We start from the raw sequence: 14,267 nt of genomic DNA on the forward strand, positions 1-14,267 counted from the left end.
GTTAATGTCTCCAAAAATGCTAGCATCGCTCTGCAAAAAGGTGCTTTCAAATATTGCGCCTCTATTGCGGATGATCTTGCGATAATGGACGAGATGTGTGGTATTCCTTCGGACTAGGTACTAAGAACGGAAGCTTCTTCCATGTCCGCTCGTCTTGATCGTGTCGACCTTAAGATGTTGCGATTGCTGCAAAATAACGGCCGGCTCAGCAACGCCGAGCTGGCCGAAACCGTCGCCATCAGTCCCGCCACCTGCCATCGCCGCACCCAGCGCCTGTTCGAGCACGGCTTCATCGCCGCCGTCCGCGCCATCGTCGCGCCGAAGAAGGTGGCAAAGGGTACGCTGGTGATGGTCGGGGTCGTGCTCGACCGTTCGACGCCGGAGAGCTTTGCGATCTTCGAGCAGGCGATCACCAGGCTGAAATTCGTGCTCGACTGTCACCTCGTCGCCGGCGACTTCGACTATTTCCTCAAGATCCGCGTCGGCGACATGGAGGACTTCAACCGTATCCACGGCGAGCAACTGATCGCGCTGCCCGGCGTGCGCCAGACCCGCACCTTCTTCGTGATGAAGGAAGTCGTCGACAACGCGCCGCTGGAGTTTTGAGCGGCCTCACAACGCTTGTTCGACGATGCCGTCCGCGACCTGCTCCCGGCCGGCGTCCTCCGGCCGCATCGCGATCACCGCGATCAGCCCGAGGCCGACGCCGATCATCACATAGAAGATCGGCGCCAACGGGGAGCCGGTGAGCGCGATCAGCCATGTCACGAAGAACTGGGCAAAGCCGCCGAATACCAGCACCGCGACATTGTTGACGATGGCAAGCGCGGTCGAGCGGACCCGGATCGGGAACAGCTCGACCAGCGTGGTGCAGTAGACGCCGAGGAAGAAGGCGCTGAAGCAGCCGATGACGACCTGGGCGACCAGGAGCTTTGCGATCGACGGCTCGGAGATCACCCAGCTATAGAGCGGATAGAGCGAGACGAAATAGCCGATGAGCGAGACCAGCAGCAGCGGCTTGCGCGGGTAGCGGTCGGAGATGGCGCCGGCAATGGGGACGACGATCACCATCACGATCGCCGCGATCATCTGAACCAGGAAGCTCTGCATCAGCGGCAGCTTCAGCACCTCCTTGGCGTACGTCACGGTGTAGCCGAAGGTGACGTAGAACGACACGGCGCTCGCCACCACCATGCCCATGCCGATCAGGAAATTGCGGCCGGGATTCTTCAGCGCGGCGATGAAATCCTCCTTGTGCACCGTCGCCATGCTGCGCCGGGACGCTTCGGGCTCGATGACGCTGGCGCGCATATAGAGCAGGATCGGAACGATCACGAGGCCGACGAAGAAGGGAATACGCCAGGCGCCGGCGGCAAGCTGCTCCTGCGTGAAGGTCAGCGTCAGGGCGGCGCCCAGCACTGCGCCGAGCACGTTGGCCATGAGCTGGCCGGCGATCTGCCACGAGCCATAGAAGCCGGTGCGGCCGGGAGGCGCCGCTTCGATCAGATAGGCGGTCGAGGTACCGAACTCGCCGCCGACCGAAAAGCCCTGTAACAGCCGCGCCAGCAGCACGATCAGGGGTGCCCCAATGCCGGCCGTGGCGTAGGTCGGCGTCAATGCCAACAGCGCGACCGACAGCGCCATGATGCCCATGCCGAGCGTCATCGCCGCTTTCCGCCCCTTGCGATCGCCGAAATAGCCGAGCACGAGGCCGCCGATCGGTCGCATGAAGAAGCCGGTGCCGAACAGCGCGGTCGTCAGCAGTAGCGCGTTGATCTCACTGCCCGGAATTTTCGGGTCGACCGGAAAGAACAGGTTCTTGATGACCGGTGTCATCAGCGCGAACACGGTGAAGTCGTACCACTCCATTGCGTTGCCGGCGACCGCGGCCACGATGGCTTTCCTGTTCGTCTGCATCTCTCGCTTGCCTGTCCGGTTGCGCCTATTCGGCGAGTTGATGGGTGGCGTCGGCATCCTGCCATTCGTCGCCAACGAGTTCCGGCGTTGCGAAGGCCTTGAGGTTGGCGAAATGAATCTCGCGATCCTCGACGAAGAGGCGGCGGACGATGCCGCGCGCGAGCCGGTCGGCGCCCTCGCTGATCGCGGGAATATCGCCGGAAAGCTTTCCGTGGCTCAGCGTCGCCGGATAGTTGAAACAGTGCAGCCGTGCCAGCATCGGGCAGGCGCCTGACTGCTTCTCCAGGAACTGAAAGCTGTCGCCGAGGTCGGGCGAGTTTTCCAGCTCCGCATTGTCCATGCCGTCAGGCGTCGGGAAGCGGTCGCTCCAGAAGCGGATATGCGGCGCAAACGCGGCAAGCTCGTCGCGCAACGCGAGGTCGACCTTGAAGCCGGTTCCGAAGATGATGAAGTCGGTCGCATAGCGGCCCTTCGGCGTCGTCACCATGAGATGATCCTCTTTGACGACGAGATCATCGATCGGACTTGCGAGATGGAAATGCGCCTGCGGATAGGCGGAGACGCGCAGCACGCTCTGCCGCGGCGGCGGCGTCTGCGCTTTCAGCGTGTGATCGAGGAAGCGCCATTTCCAGTCGTCCGTCAGGCCGGCAAAGCCGTGCACGACCCCTTGGCTGCCGATACCGGTGAACTTGTTGACGCGCGGGATGTCCGCGCGCCGGATGAAGAGGTCGAGGCGCGCGGCGCCCGACTCCAGCGCCATCGCCGCGTTGTCCATCGCGGATGCGCCCGCGCCGACGACGGCGACGCGCTTGCCGCGGAGCTTTTCGAAGTCGATAGGATCGGCGGAATGCGCCCAGAAGCGCCGGTCGATGCCGTCGGCGAGCGGCGGCACGTAAGCGCCGCCGAGGCCGTCGCGCCCCGTCGCCAGCACGACATGCCGGGCGAGAATGTGTCGCGACGTGCCGCTCTCGCTGATGTCGAGAGCGAACAATTCATCGGGGCGCGCGTGGATACGCGCAACCGAGACCCCGTTGCGGACCGGCAGGCCCAGCACTTTGCGGTACCATATCAAGTAATCCATCCATACCGTGCGCGGCGCGCGGTCGAGCGCCTGCCACGCCTGCTCGCCATATTGCGCTTCGTAGAAGGCGCGGAAGGTCAGCGCCGGCATGCCCATCGCGGGGCCGGTCAATTCCTTGGGCGAGCGCAGCGTCCGCATCCGCGCGAACGTGACCCAGGGACCTTCCTCGCCTGCGCACGCGCGGTCGAGCACGAGCTGGTTGTCGACGCCGAGACGCTTGAGCATGGCGGAGGCGACAAGGCCGGCCATGCCGGCACCGACGATGACGACGTCGAAGACACCCTCGCCATCGACGACGCGGCGGGGCACCCATGACTTGGCGGGCAGTTCGAGCCAGGCCAGATCCTGCTTCAGGCGCGCTTCAAGTGCCCCGAGGCCCGCCGCACCAGGTGTCATCGTCATGAGGAAGCTTTCTCGAATTGACTGGTTTCGTCGCCGGCCTCGGCTAGCGCGGTGGCGCCGCTATGCAGCCTTGCGCCCGGCATCAGCGCGACCGCGGCGCGCAGTGCGCCGTTGAGTGCGGCAACCGTTGGCGTCGGCTCGCGCCCGGTCGGCGCAATCGCGGCGAACAGGAACGAAATGGACACGTCCAACGGCCGGGTGACGACGCCTTCAACCGGCAGGCTGGACGTCAGCACCGGCTCGACCACGGCGATGCCGAGCGACTGCTTGGCCATGGCAATCGCCGTCAGGGAAGCGTTGGTATCGATGACCCCAGCGGGCACGACACCTTCACGCTCCAGCGCCTCCTCCACGCGGCGGCGAAGCCGGTAGGGGTTGGCCATCGTCAGCAGCCGGACGCCACCAAGGTCCTTCAGGCGAATGACCTTCTTCTTCGCCAGCGGGTGATCCAACGCGAGGCACGCAACGCACGGCACCTCGCAGACCCACTGCACGTCGAGCCCGGGATGCTGGATCGGCAGGCTCGCAAGACCGAAATCGACCGACTGCGACAGCACCGATTGCACCACATTCTCGGCCGAGAGCGCCTGCACGTGGATCTGGCTTGGTAGCAACTCGCGTTCGAGCGCTGCGAGCGCAGCCGGGACGAAGCCGGCCGCCAGCGCCGGGATCGCCGCCAGGCTGAGCACGGGAAGCGCACCCGCGCCGATCGCGTTGGCGCGCTGGCGGATGTGCTTCAGGCCCATCAGAAGCCGCTCGACCTCGGCATGAAACAAGACGCCTTTCGGCGTCGGGCTGATGCGCGGGCCATTCCGGGTGAACAGGAGATAGCCGACGTCAGCCTCGAGATCCTGGATCTGACGCGTCGTGACCGGCTGCGAACGGCCGAGCAACCGTGCCGCACCCGTGATGCTGCCGGCCGACATCACGGCGGCAAAGGCCTCGAGAAGGCGAATGTCGATAACGTCCTGGTTCATGGTCTGGTGCCCGCATTATGCGAATATAGAATGAACAATATTTCTTGATGTGCAATAGGCATTATGAGAAGTTGAGGGTCATGTCGATGGAGCCGAACCCCTTTCGCCACCACAATCCGGCCGGACCGGCCTATCGGCGCGGCTGGGTCGATGAGGCCGTGGCGGCGATCGAGGCCGACCAGTGCCGCACCGCCGACACGCATCTGATCCGGCTGATCGTGCCGGCGCTATCAGGCATCGACATCTATCTGAAGGACGAGTCCACGCATCCGACCGGCAGCCTGAAGCACCGGCTCGCGCGCTCGCTCTTCCTCTACGCGCTCTGCAACGGCCACATCCGCGAAGGCACGCCCGTGGTGGAAGCCTCGTCGGGATCGACCGCGGTGTCGGAAGCCTATTTCGCACAGATGATCGGCGTGCCCTTCTATGCCGTGATGCCGCGCACGACATCGGCGGAGAAGATCGCCGCGATCGAGCATTATGGCGGCAACTGCCATCTGATCGATGACGGTCGTGCACTCTATGCGGAAGCGGCGGCGCTCGCCGCCCGCCTGAACGGCCACTATATGGACCAGTTCACTTTCGCCGAGCGCGCCACCGACTGGCGCGGCAACAACAACATCGCCGAATCGATCTTCACGCAATTGAAGGGCGAGACGCGTCCGTTGCCGGACTGGATCGTGATGGGGGCGGGCACCGGTGGCACCTCGGCCACGCTCGGACGCTATTTGCGCTATCGCCAGTACCCGACGCGGCTCTGCGTTGCCGATGTCGAGCATTCCGCCTTCTTCGACTGCTTCCGCTCGCAGGACCGCTCCCATGTTTGCGAGCGGCCTTCGCTGATCGAAGGCGTCGGTCGGCCCCGCTGCGAACCCTCCTTCGTGCCGGGCGTCGTCGATCGCATGATGAAGATCCCGGATGTCGCAACGATCGCAGCGATGAACGTGCTGTCGCGCCGGCTCCGCCGGCCAGTCGGCGGCTCGACCGGCACCAATTTCCTGGCGCTGTGCCGCATTGCCTCGGAGATGAGCAGCGCCGGTCAAACCGGATCGCTGGTCACGCTGATCTGCGATTCCGGCGAGCGCTACCGGCAGACCTATTATGATCCCACGTGGCTGAAAGCTCGCGGCCTTGATCCGATGCCGATCGAGGCTGCCCTGTCGGCGTTTCTCGATACGGCGCAGCCGCCGGCGCTCGCCGTCGAGGACGTCGCCAATCCACAGAGCTCGCGGAGCAATGCTTGACCACGCTGATCGAAACCATTGTCGGCGTGCCCGCGGCGTCGCGGCTCGGCCACGCTCTGAACGCCCGCACCGAGATTTTGCGCCTCAGCGAAGCGGCCCATGACGCGGTGCTGCTGCCGCGCGAGCCCGGCGGTCTGAGCCACGGCTTGCGGGCGGCACTCGCGGCGCGGATGTGCCGTCATGTCGGCGACGGGGCGCTGATCGCGCATTACGAATCCTACCTGGCGCATTCGAGCGATCTTGATTTGGCCGTGCTCACCCGGCCCGGCGGTGTGTGCGGCGATCCTCTTCACGATGCCATGGCCCGCCACGTCGATCTGCTGACGCTTTCGCCGCGCGAGGCGACGCGACAGGACATTGCGGCGCTGAAGGTGGCCGGCGTCAGCGAGGCCGATATCGTGCGGCTGTCCGAGCTTGGCGCCTTCGTGAACTACCAGCTGCGGGTCCTGGCCGGCCTCAGGCTCCTGAAAGAGGTCGAAGCCTGATGAGCGAGGTCGTCCATAGCTTCACCACCACGGTCCCGACCTGGTCGCCTTATGTCACGCCAGTCGAGCTCGCCTCGGCAACGCCCGAGCAGCTCGCGGCGATGAAGGTCACCCCCTCCAACAAGGGCGTCTCGCCTTACGTGCTGACGCTGGCGCATGACCCGGAGTCGCTCGCGGTGCGCTCGCCGCTGTTCAACCTCATTATGTATGGCAAGGACGGCCTGTCCCCGGCGGAGCGCGAGCTCGGCGCGCTGAGTGCCTCGGTCGTCAACCGCTGCATCTATTGCGCCGCCGTGCACGCCTCACGCTTCATCAATTACTCCGGGCGCAAAGAGGTCGTCGAGGAGATCTTTGCCGACGAGCGCGATGCCACGCTGGAGACGCGCCAGCAGGCATTGTTCAATTTCGCTACAAAACTCTCGACGACTCCGATCGAAGCGAGCGCAGACGATGCGCACGCACTTGGCGAGGCCGGGCTGAGCGAGCTTGAGCAGCTCGACCTGGTGCTGTCGGCCGCGATCTTCGGCTGGGCCAACCGGCTGATGCATACGCTGGGCGAGCCGCTGGTGCGGCCGGAAGCATCGTAACCGACGCCATCGGCTCGCCCCAAACCGAATGTCACGGCAACTTCACTTGCCTTGCGAGCGCCTGCGGGCGAGTTTCGCGGCTTCTTAACGAGGAGACCTGCCGTGCGCCTTCCCATTCTCGATCCGAAAGACCTGAGTGCCGAACAGAAGCCGCTCTATGACGACATGCGAGCGGGCATCAAGGACCACTTCAAGGGCTTTGTGAACATGCGCGACGACGGCGCGCTGCTCGGGCCCTGGAATCCATGGATCCGCGAGCCGCGCTTCGGCAAGCCTGTGTGGGAGCTGGTCAAGGCGATCGCGGCGAACCCGCTGCTGCCGGCTCCGGTGCGTGAGGTCGCGATCCTCGTCACCGGTTCGCATTTCCGCTCCGGCTACGAGCTCTATGCGCATGTGCTGGTTGCCGAGCAGCGCGGCCTCTCCGACGAGAAGCTCGCGACCATCGTCGCCGGACAGCGGCCGGTCGATCTCACCAAGCAGGAAGCCGTCACCTACGACGTGGCGTCCGCATTGGTCAGCGGCGGCGTGCTGCCGGAACTGACTTATCGGGCCGCGGTCAAGGAATTCGGCGAGCACGGTGCGGCCGAACTGTCCTATCTCGTCGGCGTTTACTGCATGGTGTCGGTCACGCTGAACACGTTCGACGTGCCGGTGCCGGACTGACCACACTGCCCCAGCTGCTGGACTGGACGGAAGCGTCACGGTACCCTGCCGCCGCCATGGCGATGCATTCGCCGGTCACGATCGAAGTGCAATGAAGAGGGAACGACAGCCATGGACACGTCACGCCGCATCCTGCTCGCCGGACTGGCGGGACTCGCCGTTGCGCCGACCGCCGCTGGAGCCGCGCCCTCGACCGCGGCCGATGATGTGACGGTCGCCGAAGAGCGCTTTGCGCGCATGATCGCAGCTGCGCATGCGCCCGAAATCACCTGCGCGCGACAGGCCGAGCGTTATGCGGATGCGCATTGGCCAAACTACGTCGCGGCGGCGCGTTCCGTCATCGGGGCAAGAGCGTGAGGCATTCTCTTTCCTCTCCCGTTGCGGGAGGCGGCAACACCAGGTGCTTCACGTCCCCACCGCCCGCCTGACCTGCTCACCGATCTGCGACAGCACGAGCTGCGCCTGCGGCAGAATTGCGCCCATGGCGTGGAAATTGTGGACCATGCCCTCGTGGCAGACGTGCTCGACCGTGACGCCCGCAGCGAGCAGCTTGCGGGCATAGGCATTGCCCTCGTCGCGCATCGGGTCGAACTCCGCGGTGTGAATGATGGCGGTCGGCAAGCCCGCAAGCCGTGTCGCGCGCAAGGGCGAGATGCGGGGATCGGCAGCGTCCAAGGCTTCGGGCAGATAGTCGGCGAGATCGGCTTCGATCGTGACGCGGTCGATCAGGTGGCCCTCGGCGAACGCCTCGCGCGAAGGCGAGGCCTCCTCGAAATCCAGCACCGGGCAGATCAGGCATTGCGCGACGATGGAAAGACCAGCTGTCTGCGCCGCCTCCTGACACACGATCGCAGCGAGCGTTGCACCGGCGGAATCGCCGCCGAGCACCAGACGCCCGGCGTCGATGCCGAGCGATGCGGCCTCGCGCGCCACCCATTCGGTGGCAGCAATCGCATCGTCCACGGCGGCGGGGAATTTGTGCTCTGGCGCCAGCCGGTAATCGACCGAGACGAGGCGGCAACCGGTCGCATGTGCCAACGCCGCCGCGATGCGGTCATGCGTGGCGATGCTGCCGGCAACGAGCCCGCCGCCGTGAAAGAACACGAAGCCGGGCGCGCGATCATCGGCGCCTGCGGGTGAATAGAGACGATAGGGCAGCGCGCCGCCGGGACCAGGCAGCACGCCGTCGGACGTCGGCACGTCAGGCGCATCGGCGCGCGCAAACTGCATCAGCTTTGCCAATGATTGCCGCCGTGCTTCCACGCTCGGCCGGCTCCGTGCCTGCGGCGCAGCCGCAGCCATCATGGTCAACAAGCGCTTTGCGAGCGGATCGAGCGGCATGGTGCTTCCTTTCCCCTCGCGGGAGGGTAACTCACCATTTTCCCGCAGGGAATCATTTAGAAATTGCGCCCAATAGTGGCGCTATAATGCGGCACCACGCCAAGGGAGAGGCCGGTCATGGCCGAGATCAAAAAGCCCATCGAATATTCGCCGAGCTGGACCTTCTTCGAGGGCAAATGGCACGACGGCAATGTGCCGATCATGGGCCCGCGCACGCATGCGGCCTGGCTCGGCTCGGTCGTGTTTGACGGCGCGCGGGCGTTCGAAGGCGTCGCGCCTGATCTCGACCGCCACGTCGCCCGCGCCAATCAATCCAACTTTGGCCTGAAGCCGGTGGTCGATTCCGGAACCTGGATGACACTCGCAAACGAGGGCATCGCACGCTTCGCGCCGAATGCCGAGCTCTACGTTCGTCCGATGTACTGGGCGCGGAACGGCGCGGGCGGCGGCGTGCTGTTCGACCCCGAGACCACCGATTGGTGCCTGTGCATCTACGAGGCGCCGATGCCAAAGCCGGTCGGCAACGCGATCACGCTGTCGCCGTTCCGCGGGCCCACCGCCGAATGCGCCCCGGTTGAGGCCAAGGCCGCCTGTCTCTATCCGAACAATTCGCGCGCGCTTGCCGAGGCCGCCTCGCGCGGCTTCCAGAACGCGCTGATGCTCGACATGCTCGGCAACGTCGCGGAGTTCGGCAATTCCAACGTGTTCATGGCCAAGGACGGCGTGGTCTACACGCCGGTGCCGAACGGCACCTTCCTCAACGGCATCACCCGCCAGCGCGTCGTCAGCCTGCTTCGCGCCGACGGCGTCACCGTGGTCGAGAAGACGCTGCGTTACGCCGACTTCCTCGCCGCCGACGAGATCTTTTCGACCGGCAATTTCGCAAAAGTCGCGCCGGTGATCCGCATCGACGATCGCGAGCTGCAGCCGGGCCCGCTCTACACGCGCGCGCGCAAGCTCTATTGGGACTTTGCCCACGCAGTGAAGCTGGCGGCGTAGCTTCCCCACCTTCGCCGGTACGACGGCGGAGTTGTGGCAGCAAGGCGCGTTAGCGCGTGGCAGGAACCCCTACTCGTCCTTCTTCGACATCCGCTCGAGGCGTTCCTGCATGTCCTTCATCTGCTGGCGCAGATCGTCGATATTGCTGTCCTTTGGGGCTTCGGCGGCCGGCTCGGGCGCCGGCTCCGCGGAGCCCGCGGGGCGGGCTGCGCCGGGCGCGAAAGGCTTGAACATCGAGAAGGTCTGCTGGAACAGCTCCATGTTGCGGCGGACCTGTTCCTCCAGCGGCGCAAACGGGGTTCCCGACAGCGAGGTGGCGATCTGCTTGCGGAACTTCTCCTGCTCCTGAGTGAGCGAGGCGATGGCCTGCTCCAGATATTTCGGCACCACCATCTGCATGCTGTCGCCGTAGAAGCGGATCAGCTGGCGCAGGAAGGTGGTCGGGAGCAGGTTCTGGCCGGCCTTGTTCTCCTGCTCGAAGATGATCTGGGCAAGCACGGAGCGGGTGATGTCGTCGCCAGTCTTGGCGTCGTAAACCAGGAAATCTTCGCCATCCTTGACCATGGCGGCGAGGTCTTCCAGCGTCACGTAAGTGCTCGTCCCGGTGTTATAGAGCCGGCGGTTCGCGTATTTCTTGATCGTGGTGGGTTGGTCTGATTTCGCCATGGGCTCTCACTTGCAAGCGCGGAGAACGGGAACCTGACGGGCTATGCCGCAGGGCGGGAAGAGTACGCAACGCAACAAAATAAGCATTTTCAAAGGGGTCACGCTACCGTTTTGTGCGCCACGGTTAATCGGGCAGCAAAAACGTGCTTGCGAAAGCGCCAAGAACGCTATTTTGAATGCGCTGCGGGATGAATTCGGCCACCGGCCGATTGACATGCCTCAACGACGTTAACAGGATGCCGTCCGAGACTGGCGAGCCGTTTCCCCAGCCCCGTCTGCCCCCATTCAACCCAGGAGATGCCCATGTCAGACGATGTCGTCATCCTCAGCGCCGCCCGCACCCCGGTCGGAAGCTTCAACGGAGCGTTCGCAACCCTTCCCGCCCATGATCTCGGCGCCATTGCCATCAAGGCCGCGCTGGAGCGCGGCGGCATCGAGCCCGGCCGGGTCTCCGAAGTCATCATGGGCCAGATCCTGACCGCCGCCCAGGGCCAGAACCCGGCCCGTCAGGCTTCGATCAATGCCGGCATTCCGGTCGAGAGCCCGGCCTGGGGTGTCAACCAGCTCTGCGGCTCGGGCCTGCGCACCGTTGCGCTCGGCTATCAGGCGCTGCTCAACGGCGATTCCGAGATCGTGGTCGCCGGCGGCCAGGAATCCATGAGCATGGCTCCGCACGCCCAGTACCTGCGTGGCGGCGTCAAGATGGGTGCAGTCGAATTCATCGACACCATGATCAAGGACGGTCTGTGGGACGCCTTCAACGGCTATCACATGGGCAACACCGCCGAGAACGTCGCGCGGCAGTGGCAGATCACCCGCGCCCAGCAGGACGAGTTCGCGGTCGCCTCGCAGCAGAAGGCCGAGGCCGCGCAGAAGGCCGGTAAATTCAACGACGAAATCGTTCCCGTCACCATCAAGGGACGCAAGGGCGATGTCGTCGTCAGCGCCGACGAATATCCGCGCCATGGCGCAACGGTCGACGCGATGGCGAAGCTTCGTCCCGCCTTCGAGAAGGACGGCACGGTCACCGCGGGCTCGGCGTCCGGCATCAACGACGGCGCTGCTGCCGTGGTGCTGATGACCGCCAAGCAGGCCGCCAAGGAAGGCAAGAAGCCGCTCGCGCGCATCGTGTCCTGGGCGCAGGCGGGCGTCGATCCGAAGATCATGGGCTCGGGCCCGATCCCGGCCTCGCGTGCCGCGCTGAAGAAGGCCGGCTGGAACGTCGGCGATCTCGACCTGATCGAGGCCAACGAAGCCTTCGCTGCGCAAGCCTGTGCCGTCAACAAGGACCTCGGCTGGGATACCTCCAAGGTCAACGTCAACGGCGGCGCGATCGCGATCGGCCATCCGGTCGGTGCCTCCGGCGCCCGCGTGCTGGTGACGCTGCTCCACGAGATGCAGAAGCGCGATTCGAAGAAGGGCCTCGCCACGCTGTGCATCGGTGGCGGCATGGGTATCGCGATGTGTGTGGCGCGCGACTGAGATAGTTGACGCGTCATTTGCGCGTGCGCTGCACACGTGACTGAGTGCGTTGCACGCGATTAAAAAGGCAGCGGTTGCAAATCAAATATTCTTCGCAACCGTACAAGCCTCGACTAAAGAGAAACGCCCGGCTCGACGCCGGGCGTTTTGTTCTTGATGTCCGTCAAACGTCCCCCATAATCCGCACTTAAAAACGATCACTCAGAAACGTCCGAAGAGTCCAAGGGAAGGAAATACGATATGGCACGTGTTGCATTGGTGACGGGTGGTACGCGGGGCATCGGAGCTGCGATCAGCAAAGCGCTGAAGGCGGCCGGCTACAAGGTTGCGGCGAGTTATGCCGGCAACGACGCGGCGGCGGAGAAGTTCAAGGCCGAGACCGGCATCGCCGTCTACAAATGGGACGTCAGCAGTTTCGATGCATGCGCCGAGGGCGTGAAGAAGGTCGAGGCGGACGTCGGGCCGATCGACGTGCTCGTCAACAATGCCGGCATCACCCGCGACACCGCCTTCCACAAGATGACGCTCGAGCAGTGGAACGCCGTCATCAATACCAATCTCGGTTCGCTGTTCAACATGACGCGTCCCATCATTGAAGGCATGCGTGCGCGCAAGTTCGGCCGCATCATTTCGATCTCGTCGATCAACGGCCAAAAGGGACAGTTTGGCCAGGTCAACTATTCCGCGGCGAAGGCCGGTGACATCGGCTTCACCAAGGCACTTGCGCTCGAGAACGCCAAGGGCGGCATCACCGTCAACGCGATCTGCCCCGGCTACATCAACACCGAAATGGTGCAGGCAGTGCCAAAGGACGTCCTGGAAAAGAACGTGATCCCGCAGATCCCGGTTAACCGGCTCGGCGAACCGGAAGAGATCGCACGTGCGGTCGTGTTCCTGGCGGCGGACGAGGCCGGCTTCATGACCGGCTCGACGCTGACCATCAATGGCGGCCAATATCAGGCCTGATGGCGCCCATTCTCTTGGCGCAACGTCGCTGAGGCAAAATATGTAGCTTCAGTCGCGACAAGGCGATAGTGAGGACGAAAATGCCCGGCCTTGTGCCGGGCATAAACGTCCTCAGAGCCTTTGATCGATGACTCCCCGCACCGCAACGCTGATCGGATTGACCGCGATCCTGATGTGGTCGCTGCTGTCAGTGATGACGGTGGCGACCGGAAAGATCCCGGCATTCCAGCTGGCCGCGATGACGTTCGCGATCGGCGGGCTCGTCGGCCTGCTCACCTGGATCGGCCGCGGCGCAGCGGCCAAAAGCCTGCGTCAGCCGCTGGTCGTGTGGATCGTCGGTGTCGGCGGACTGTTCGGCTATCACGCGCTGTATTTCCTCGCGCTGCGCTTTGCGCCACCGGCTGAAGCCGGCCTGCTGAATTATCTGTGGCCGCTCCTGATCGTGCTGTTCTCGTCGTTTCTGCCGGGCGAGCGGCTTGCCGTGCATCACGTCGTTGGCGCCCTGCTCGGCCTCGTCGGCACCGTGCTGCTGTTCGCCGGTAACACCTCGGGCTTCACGCAGGGACAATTGCCGGGTTTGGCCGCGGCCTTCATCGCAGCGTTCGTGTGGGCGATCTATTCGGTGTTGTCGCGGCGACTGAAGGCGGTGCCGACCGATGCGGTCGCGGGATTCTGCCTCGCCACCGCGGTGCTCGCCGCGCTGATGCATGGACTGCTTGAAACCACGGTGTGGCCGGACACGACGCTGCAATGGCTCTCCGTCATCGCGCTCGGCATCGGTCCCGTCGGTGCTGCGTTCTACGCCTGGGACATCGGCATGAAGCGTGGCGACATCCGCGTGCTCGGCGCCGCCTCCTATGCGACGCCGCTGCTCTCGACCGGCTTCCTCATCGCCGCTGGCTTTGCCAATGCCAGCGCCAACATCACCATCGCCGCGATCCTGATCGCCGGCGGCGGCCTGATTGCGGCGAAGGACATGTTGCTGCGGAAGCGGTAGCATCATTGCCGGCGCAAGCCGAAGCGACAGGGCCTTAGGGCTCCCAGCCCTTCGGCGCGAGCTCGAACTTCGCGAACTCGAAGGCGGGCGCCACGGTGCAGCCGACCAGGGTCCACTCGCCGGTGGTCTCTGCCGTCTGCCACGCATCGGCCGGCACGATCGCCTGTGGCCGCTCGCCGTTCAACAGGTCCGTACCGAGCCGTACCTCGTGCTGGGAGCAGCCTTCGTGCGCTATCCGCAGGGTCAGCGGGCTGCCGGCGTAATAGTGCCAGCTCTCGACAGCATCGATGCGATGCCAGTGCGAACGCTCGCCGCGCGCCAGCAGAAAATAGATCAGGGTCGAGCGCGCGCGGCCGTTGGCGTCGGTGGTCTGGTCGCGAAACGTCTCTCGGTAATGCCCGCCTTCGGGATGCGGGCGGAGTTCGAGGCGCGCGATGATCTCGGCTGCGGTCGGCATCGA

16 protein-coding genes are annotated in these 14,267 nt (G+C 64.7%); 10 read left to right on the forward strand and 6 right to left on the reverse strand.

The genetic code is table 11. The features are described 5' to 3' along the window. The first annotated feature begins 141 nt into the window (after positions 1–141). Complete coding sequence (locus IVB07_RS01880; RefSeq protein ID WP_026232411.1) at positions 142–606, forward strand: Lrp/AsnC ligand binding domain-containing protein; 465 nt, start codon at positions 142–144, stop codon at positions 604–606. 6 nt (positions 607–612) lie between these two features. Here IVB07_RS01880 and IVB07_RS01885 read toward each other — a convergent pair whose 3' ends face one another. Genes IVB07_RS01885 through IVB07_RS01895 form a run of 3 tightly spaced genes read right to left on the reverse strand, consistent with a single transcriptional unit; the run spans position 613 to position 4,377 of the window. Continuing rightward, positions 613–1,917 (reverse strand): citrate-proton symporter, encoded by a 1,305-nt coding sequence (locus tag IVB07_RS01885; RefSeq protein ID WP_026232412.1) that lies wholly within the window; start codon positions 1,915–1,917, stop codon positions 613–615. 25 nt (positions 1,918–1,942) lie between these two features. Continuing rightward, positions 1,943–3,400: an NAD(P)/FAD-dependent oxidoreductase gene (locus tag IVB07_RS01890; RefSeq protein ID WP_018452870.1), complete on the reverse strand. Its 1,458-nt coding sequence runs from the start codon at positions 3,398–3,400 to the stop codon at positions 1,943–1,945. Next, positions 3,397–4,377, reverse strand: coding sequence for a LysR family transcriptional regulator (locus IVB07_RS01895; protein ID WP_018452871.1), 981 nt, complete (start codon positions 4,375–4,377; stop codon positions 3,397–3,399). Before IVB07_RS01895 ends, IVB07_RS01890 begins: the two co-directional genes overlap by 4 nt. Before the next feature lie 86 nt (positions 4,378–4,463). Between IVB07_RS01895 and IVB07_RS01900 the strand changes: the two genes are divergently transcribed. From IVB07_RS01900 to IVB07_RS01920, 5 genes are all read left to right on the forward strand, one after another. After that, positions 4,464–5,621, forward strand: coding sequence for a PLP-dependent cysteine synthase family protein (locus IVB07_RS01900; RefSeq protein WP_039798756.1), 1,158 nt, complete (start codon positions 4,464–4,466; stop codon positions 5,619–5,621). Next, on the forward strand, positions 5,618–6,106 hold the full coding sequence (locus IVB07_RS01905; protein WP_018452873.1) for a hypothetical protein: 489 nt from the start codon (positions 5,618–5,620) through the stop codon (positions 6,104–6,106). The genes IVB07_RS01900 and IVB07_RS01905 overlap by 4 nt, the downstream gene beginning before the upstream one ends. Further along, positions 6,106–6,693, forward strand: coding sequence for a peroxidase-related enzyme (locus IVB07_RS01910; RefSeq protein WP_018452874.1), 588 nt, complete (start codon positions 6,106–6,108; stop codon positions 6,691–6,693). The genes IVB07_RS01905 and IVB07_RS01910 overlap by 1 nt, the downstream gene beginning before the upstream one ends. A gap of 102 nt (positions 6,694–6,795) precedes the next feature. Beyond that, positions 6,796–7,356, forward strand: coding sequence for a carboxymuconolactone decarboxylase family protein (locus IVB07_RS01915; RefSeq protein WP_018452875.1), 561 nt, complete (start codon positions 6,796–6,798; stop codon positions 7,354–7,356). Positions 7,357–7,467: 111 nt separating this feature from the next. Next, the gene (locus tag IVB07_RS01920) at positions 7,468–7,713 is read left to right on the forward strand and encodes a hypothetical protein (RefSeq protein ID WP_018452876.1); all 246 of its coding nucleotides are present in this window, start codon (positions 7,468–7,470) and stop codon (positions 7,711–7,713) included. Positions 7,714–7,761: 48 nt separating this feature from the next. On the opposite strand, the gene IVB07_RS01925 is transcribed toward IVB07_RS01920, so the two are convergent. After that, positions 7,762–8,697: an alpha/beta hydrolase gene (locus IVB07_RS01925; RefSeq protein WP_018452877.1), complete on the reverse strand. Its 936-nt coding sequence runs from the start codon at positions 8,695–8,697 to the stop codon at positions 7,762–7,764. A gap of 117 nt (positions 8,698–8,814) precedes the next feature. On the opposite strand from IVB07_RS01925, the gene IVB07_RS01930 reads away from it, so the two are divergent. Continuing rightward, complete coding sequence (locus IVB07_RS01930) at positions 8,815–9,696, forward strand: branched-chain amino acid aminotransferase (protein WP_247767454.1); 882 nt, start codon at positions 8,815–8,817, stop codon at positions 9,694–9,696. 69 nt (positions 9,697–9,765) lie between these two features. Here the strand turns inward: IVB07_RS01930 and phaR are convergent, their stop codons facing one another. Continuing rightward, positions 9,766–10,362: a polyhydroxyalkanoate synthesis repressor PhaR gene (gene phaR / locus IVB07_RS01935; protein ID WP_018452879.1), complete on the reverse strand. Its 597-nt coding sequence runs from the start codon at positions 10,360–10,362 to the stop codon at positions 9,766–9,768. Positions 10,363–10,665: 303 nt separating this feature from the next. On the opposite strand from phaR, the gene IVB07_RS01940 reads away from it, so the two are divergent. The 3 genes from IVB07_RS01940 to IVB07_RS01950 all read left to right on the forward strand — a co-directional run bounded on the left by IVB07_RS01940 (position 10,666) and on the right by IVB07_RS01950 (position 13,807). After that, positions 10,666–11,844, forward strand: coding sequence for an acetyl-CoA C-acetyltransferase (locus tag IVB07_RS01940; protein WP_247767455.1), 1,179 nt, complete (start codon positions 10,666–10,668; stop codon positions 11,842–11,844). A 240-nt stretch (positions 11,845–12,084) separates the two neighbouring features. Continuing rightward, positions 12,085–12,810 (forward strand): acetoacetyl-CoA reductase, encoded by a 726-nt coding sequence (gene phbB / locus IVB07_RS01945; RefSeq protein WP_018452881.1) that lies wholly within the window; start codon positions 12,085–12,087, stop codon positions 12,808–12,810. Between the two features lie 127 nt (positions 12,811–12,937). Beyond that, positions 12,938–13,807: an EamA family transporter gene (locus tag IVB07_RS01950; RefSeq protein WP_018452882.1), complete on the forward strand. Its 870-nt coding sequence runs from the start codon at positions 12,938–12,940 to the stop codon at positions 13,805–13,807. Positions 13,808–13,841: 34 nt separating this feature from the next. Here IVB07_RS01950 and IVB07_RS01955 read toward each other — a convergent pair whose 3' ends face one another. Further along, positions 13,842–14,264, reverse strand: a complete 423-nt coding sequence (locus IVB07_RS01955; protein WP_018452883.1) for a cupin domain-containing protein — start codon at positions 14,262–14,264, stop codon at positions 13,842–13,844. Between the last annotated feature and the right edge of the window lie 3 nt (positions 14,265–14,267).

Source organism: Bradyrhizobium sp. 172, from assembly GCF_023101065.1.
In the GTDB taxonomy this organism is placed as follows: domain Bacteria; phylum Pseudomonadota; class Alphaproteobacteria; order Rhizobiales; family Xanthobacteraceae; genus Bradyrhizobium; species Bradyrhizobium canariense_D.

Excerpts from the sequence above, each read along its gene's own strand:
- IVB07_RS01880 (WP_026232411.1), top strand. The coding sequence starts at position 142 with ATGTCCGCTCGTCTTGATCGTGTCGACCTTAAGATGTTGCGATTGCTG.
- IVB07_RS01885 (WP_026232412.1), bottom strand. The coding sequence starts at position 1,917 with ATGCAGACGAACAGGAAAGCCATCGTGGCCGCGGTCGCCGGCAACGCA.
- IVB07_RS01890 (WP_018452870.1), bottom strand. The coding sequence starts at position 3,400 with ATGACGATGACACCTGGTGCGGCGGGCCTCGGGGCACTTGAAGCGCGC.
- IVB07_RS01895 (WP_018452871.1), bottom strand. The coding sequence starts at position 4,377 with ATGAACCAGGACGTTATCGACATTCGCCTTCTCGAGGCCTTTGCCGCC.
- IVB07_RS01900 (WP_039798756.1), top strand. The coding sequence starts at position 4,464 with ATGGAGCCGAACCCCTTTCGCCACCACAATCCGGCCGGACCGGCCTAT.
- IVB07_RS01910 (WP_018452874.1), top strand. The coding sequence starts at position 6,106 with ATGAGCGAGGTCGTCCATAGCTTCACCACCACGGTCCCGACCTGGTCG.
- IVB07_RS01920 (WP_018452876.1), top strand. The coding sequence starts at position 7,468 with ATGGACACGTCACGCCGCATCCTGCTCGCCGGACTGGCGGGACTCGCC.
- IVB07_RS01925 (WP_018452877.1), bottom strand. The coding sequence starts at position 8,697 with ATGCCGCTCGATCCGCTCGCAAAGCGCTTGTTGACCATGATGGCTGCG.
- IVB07_RS01930 (WP_247767454.1), top strand. The coding sequence starts at position 8,815 with ATGGCCGAGATCAAAAAGCCCATCGAATATTCGCCGAGCTGGACCTTC.
- phaR (WP_018452879.1), bottom strand. The coding sequence starts at position 10,362 with ATGGCGAAATCAGACCAACCCACCACGATCAAGAAATACGCGAACCGC.
- IVB07_RS01940 (WP_247767455.1), top strand. The coding sequence starts at position 10,666 with ATGTCAGACGATGTCGTCATCCTCAGCGCCGCCCGCACCCCGGTCGGA.
- phbB (WP_018452881.1), top strand. The coding sequence starts at position 12,085 with ATGGCACGTGTTGCATTGGTGACGGGTGGTACGCGGGGCATCGGAGCT.
- IVB07_RS01950 (WP_018452882.1), top strand. The coding sequence starts at position 12,938 with ATGACTCCCCGCACCGCAACGCTGATCGGATTGACCGCGATCCTGATG.
- IVB07_RS01955 (WP_018452883.1), bottom strand. The coding sequence starts at position 14,264 with ATGCCGACCGCAGCCGAGATCATCGCGCGCCTCGAACTCCGCCCGCAT.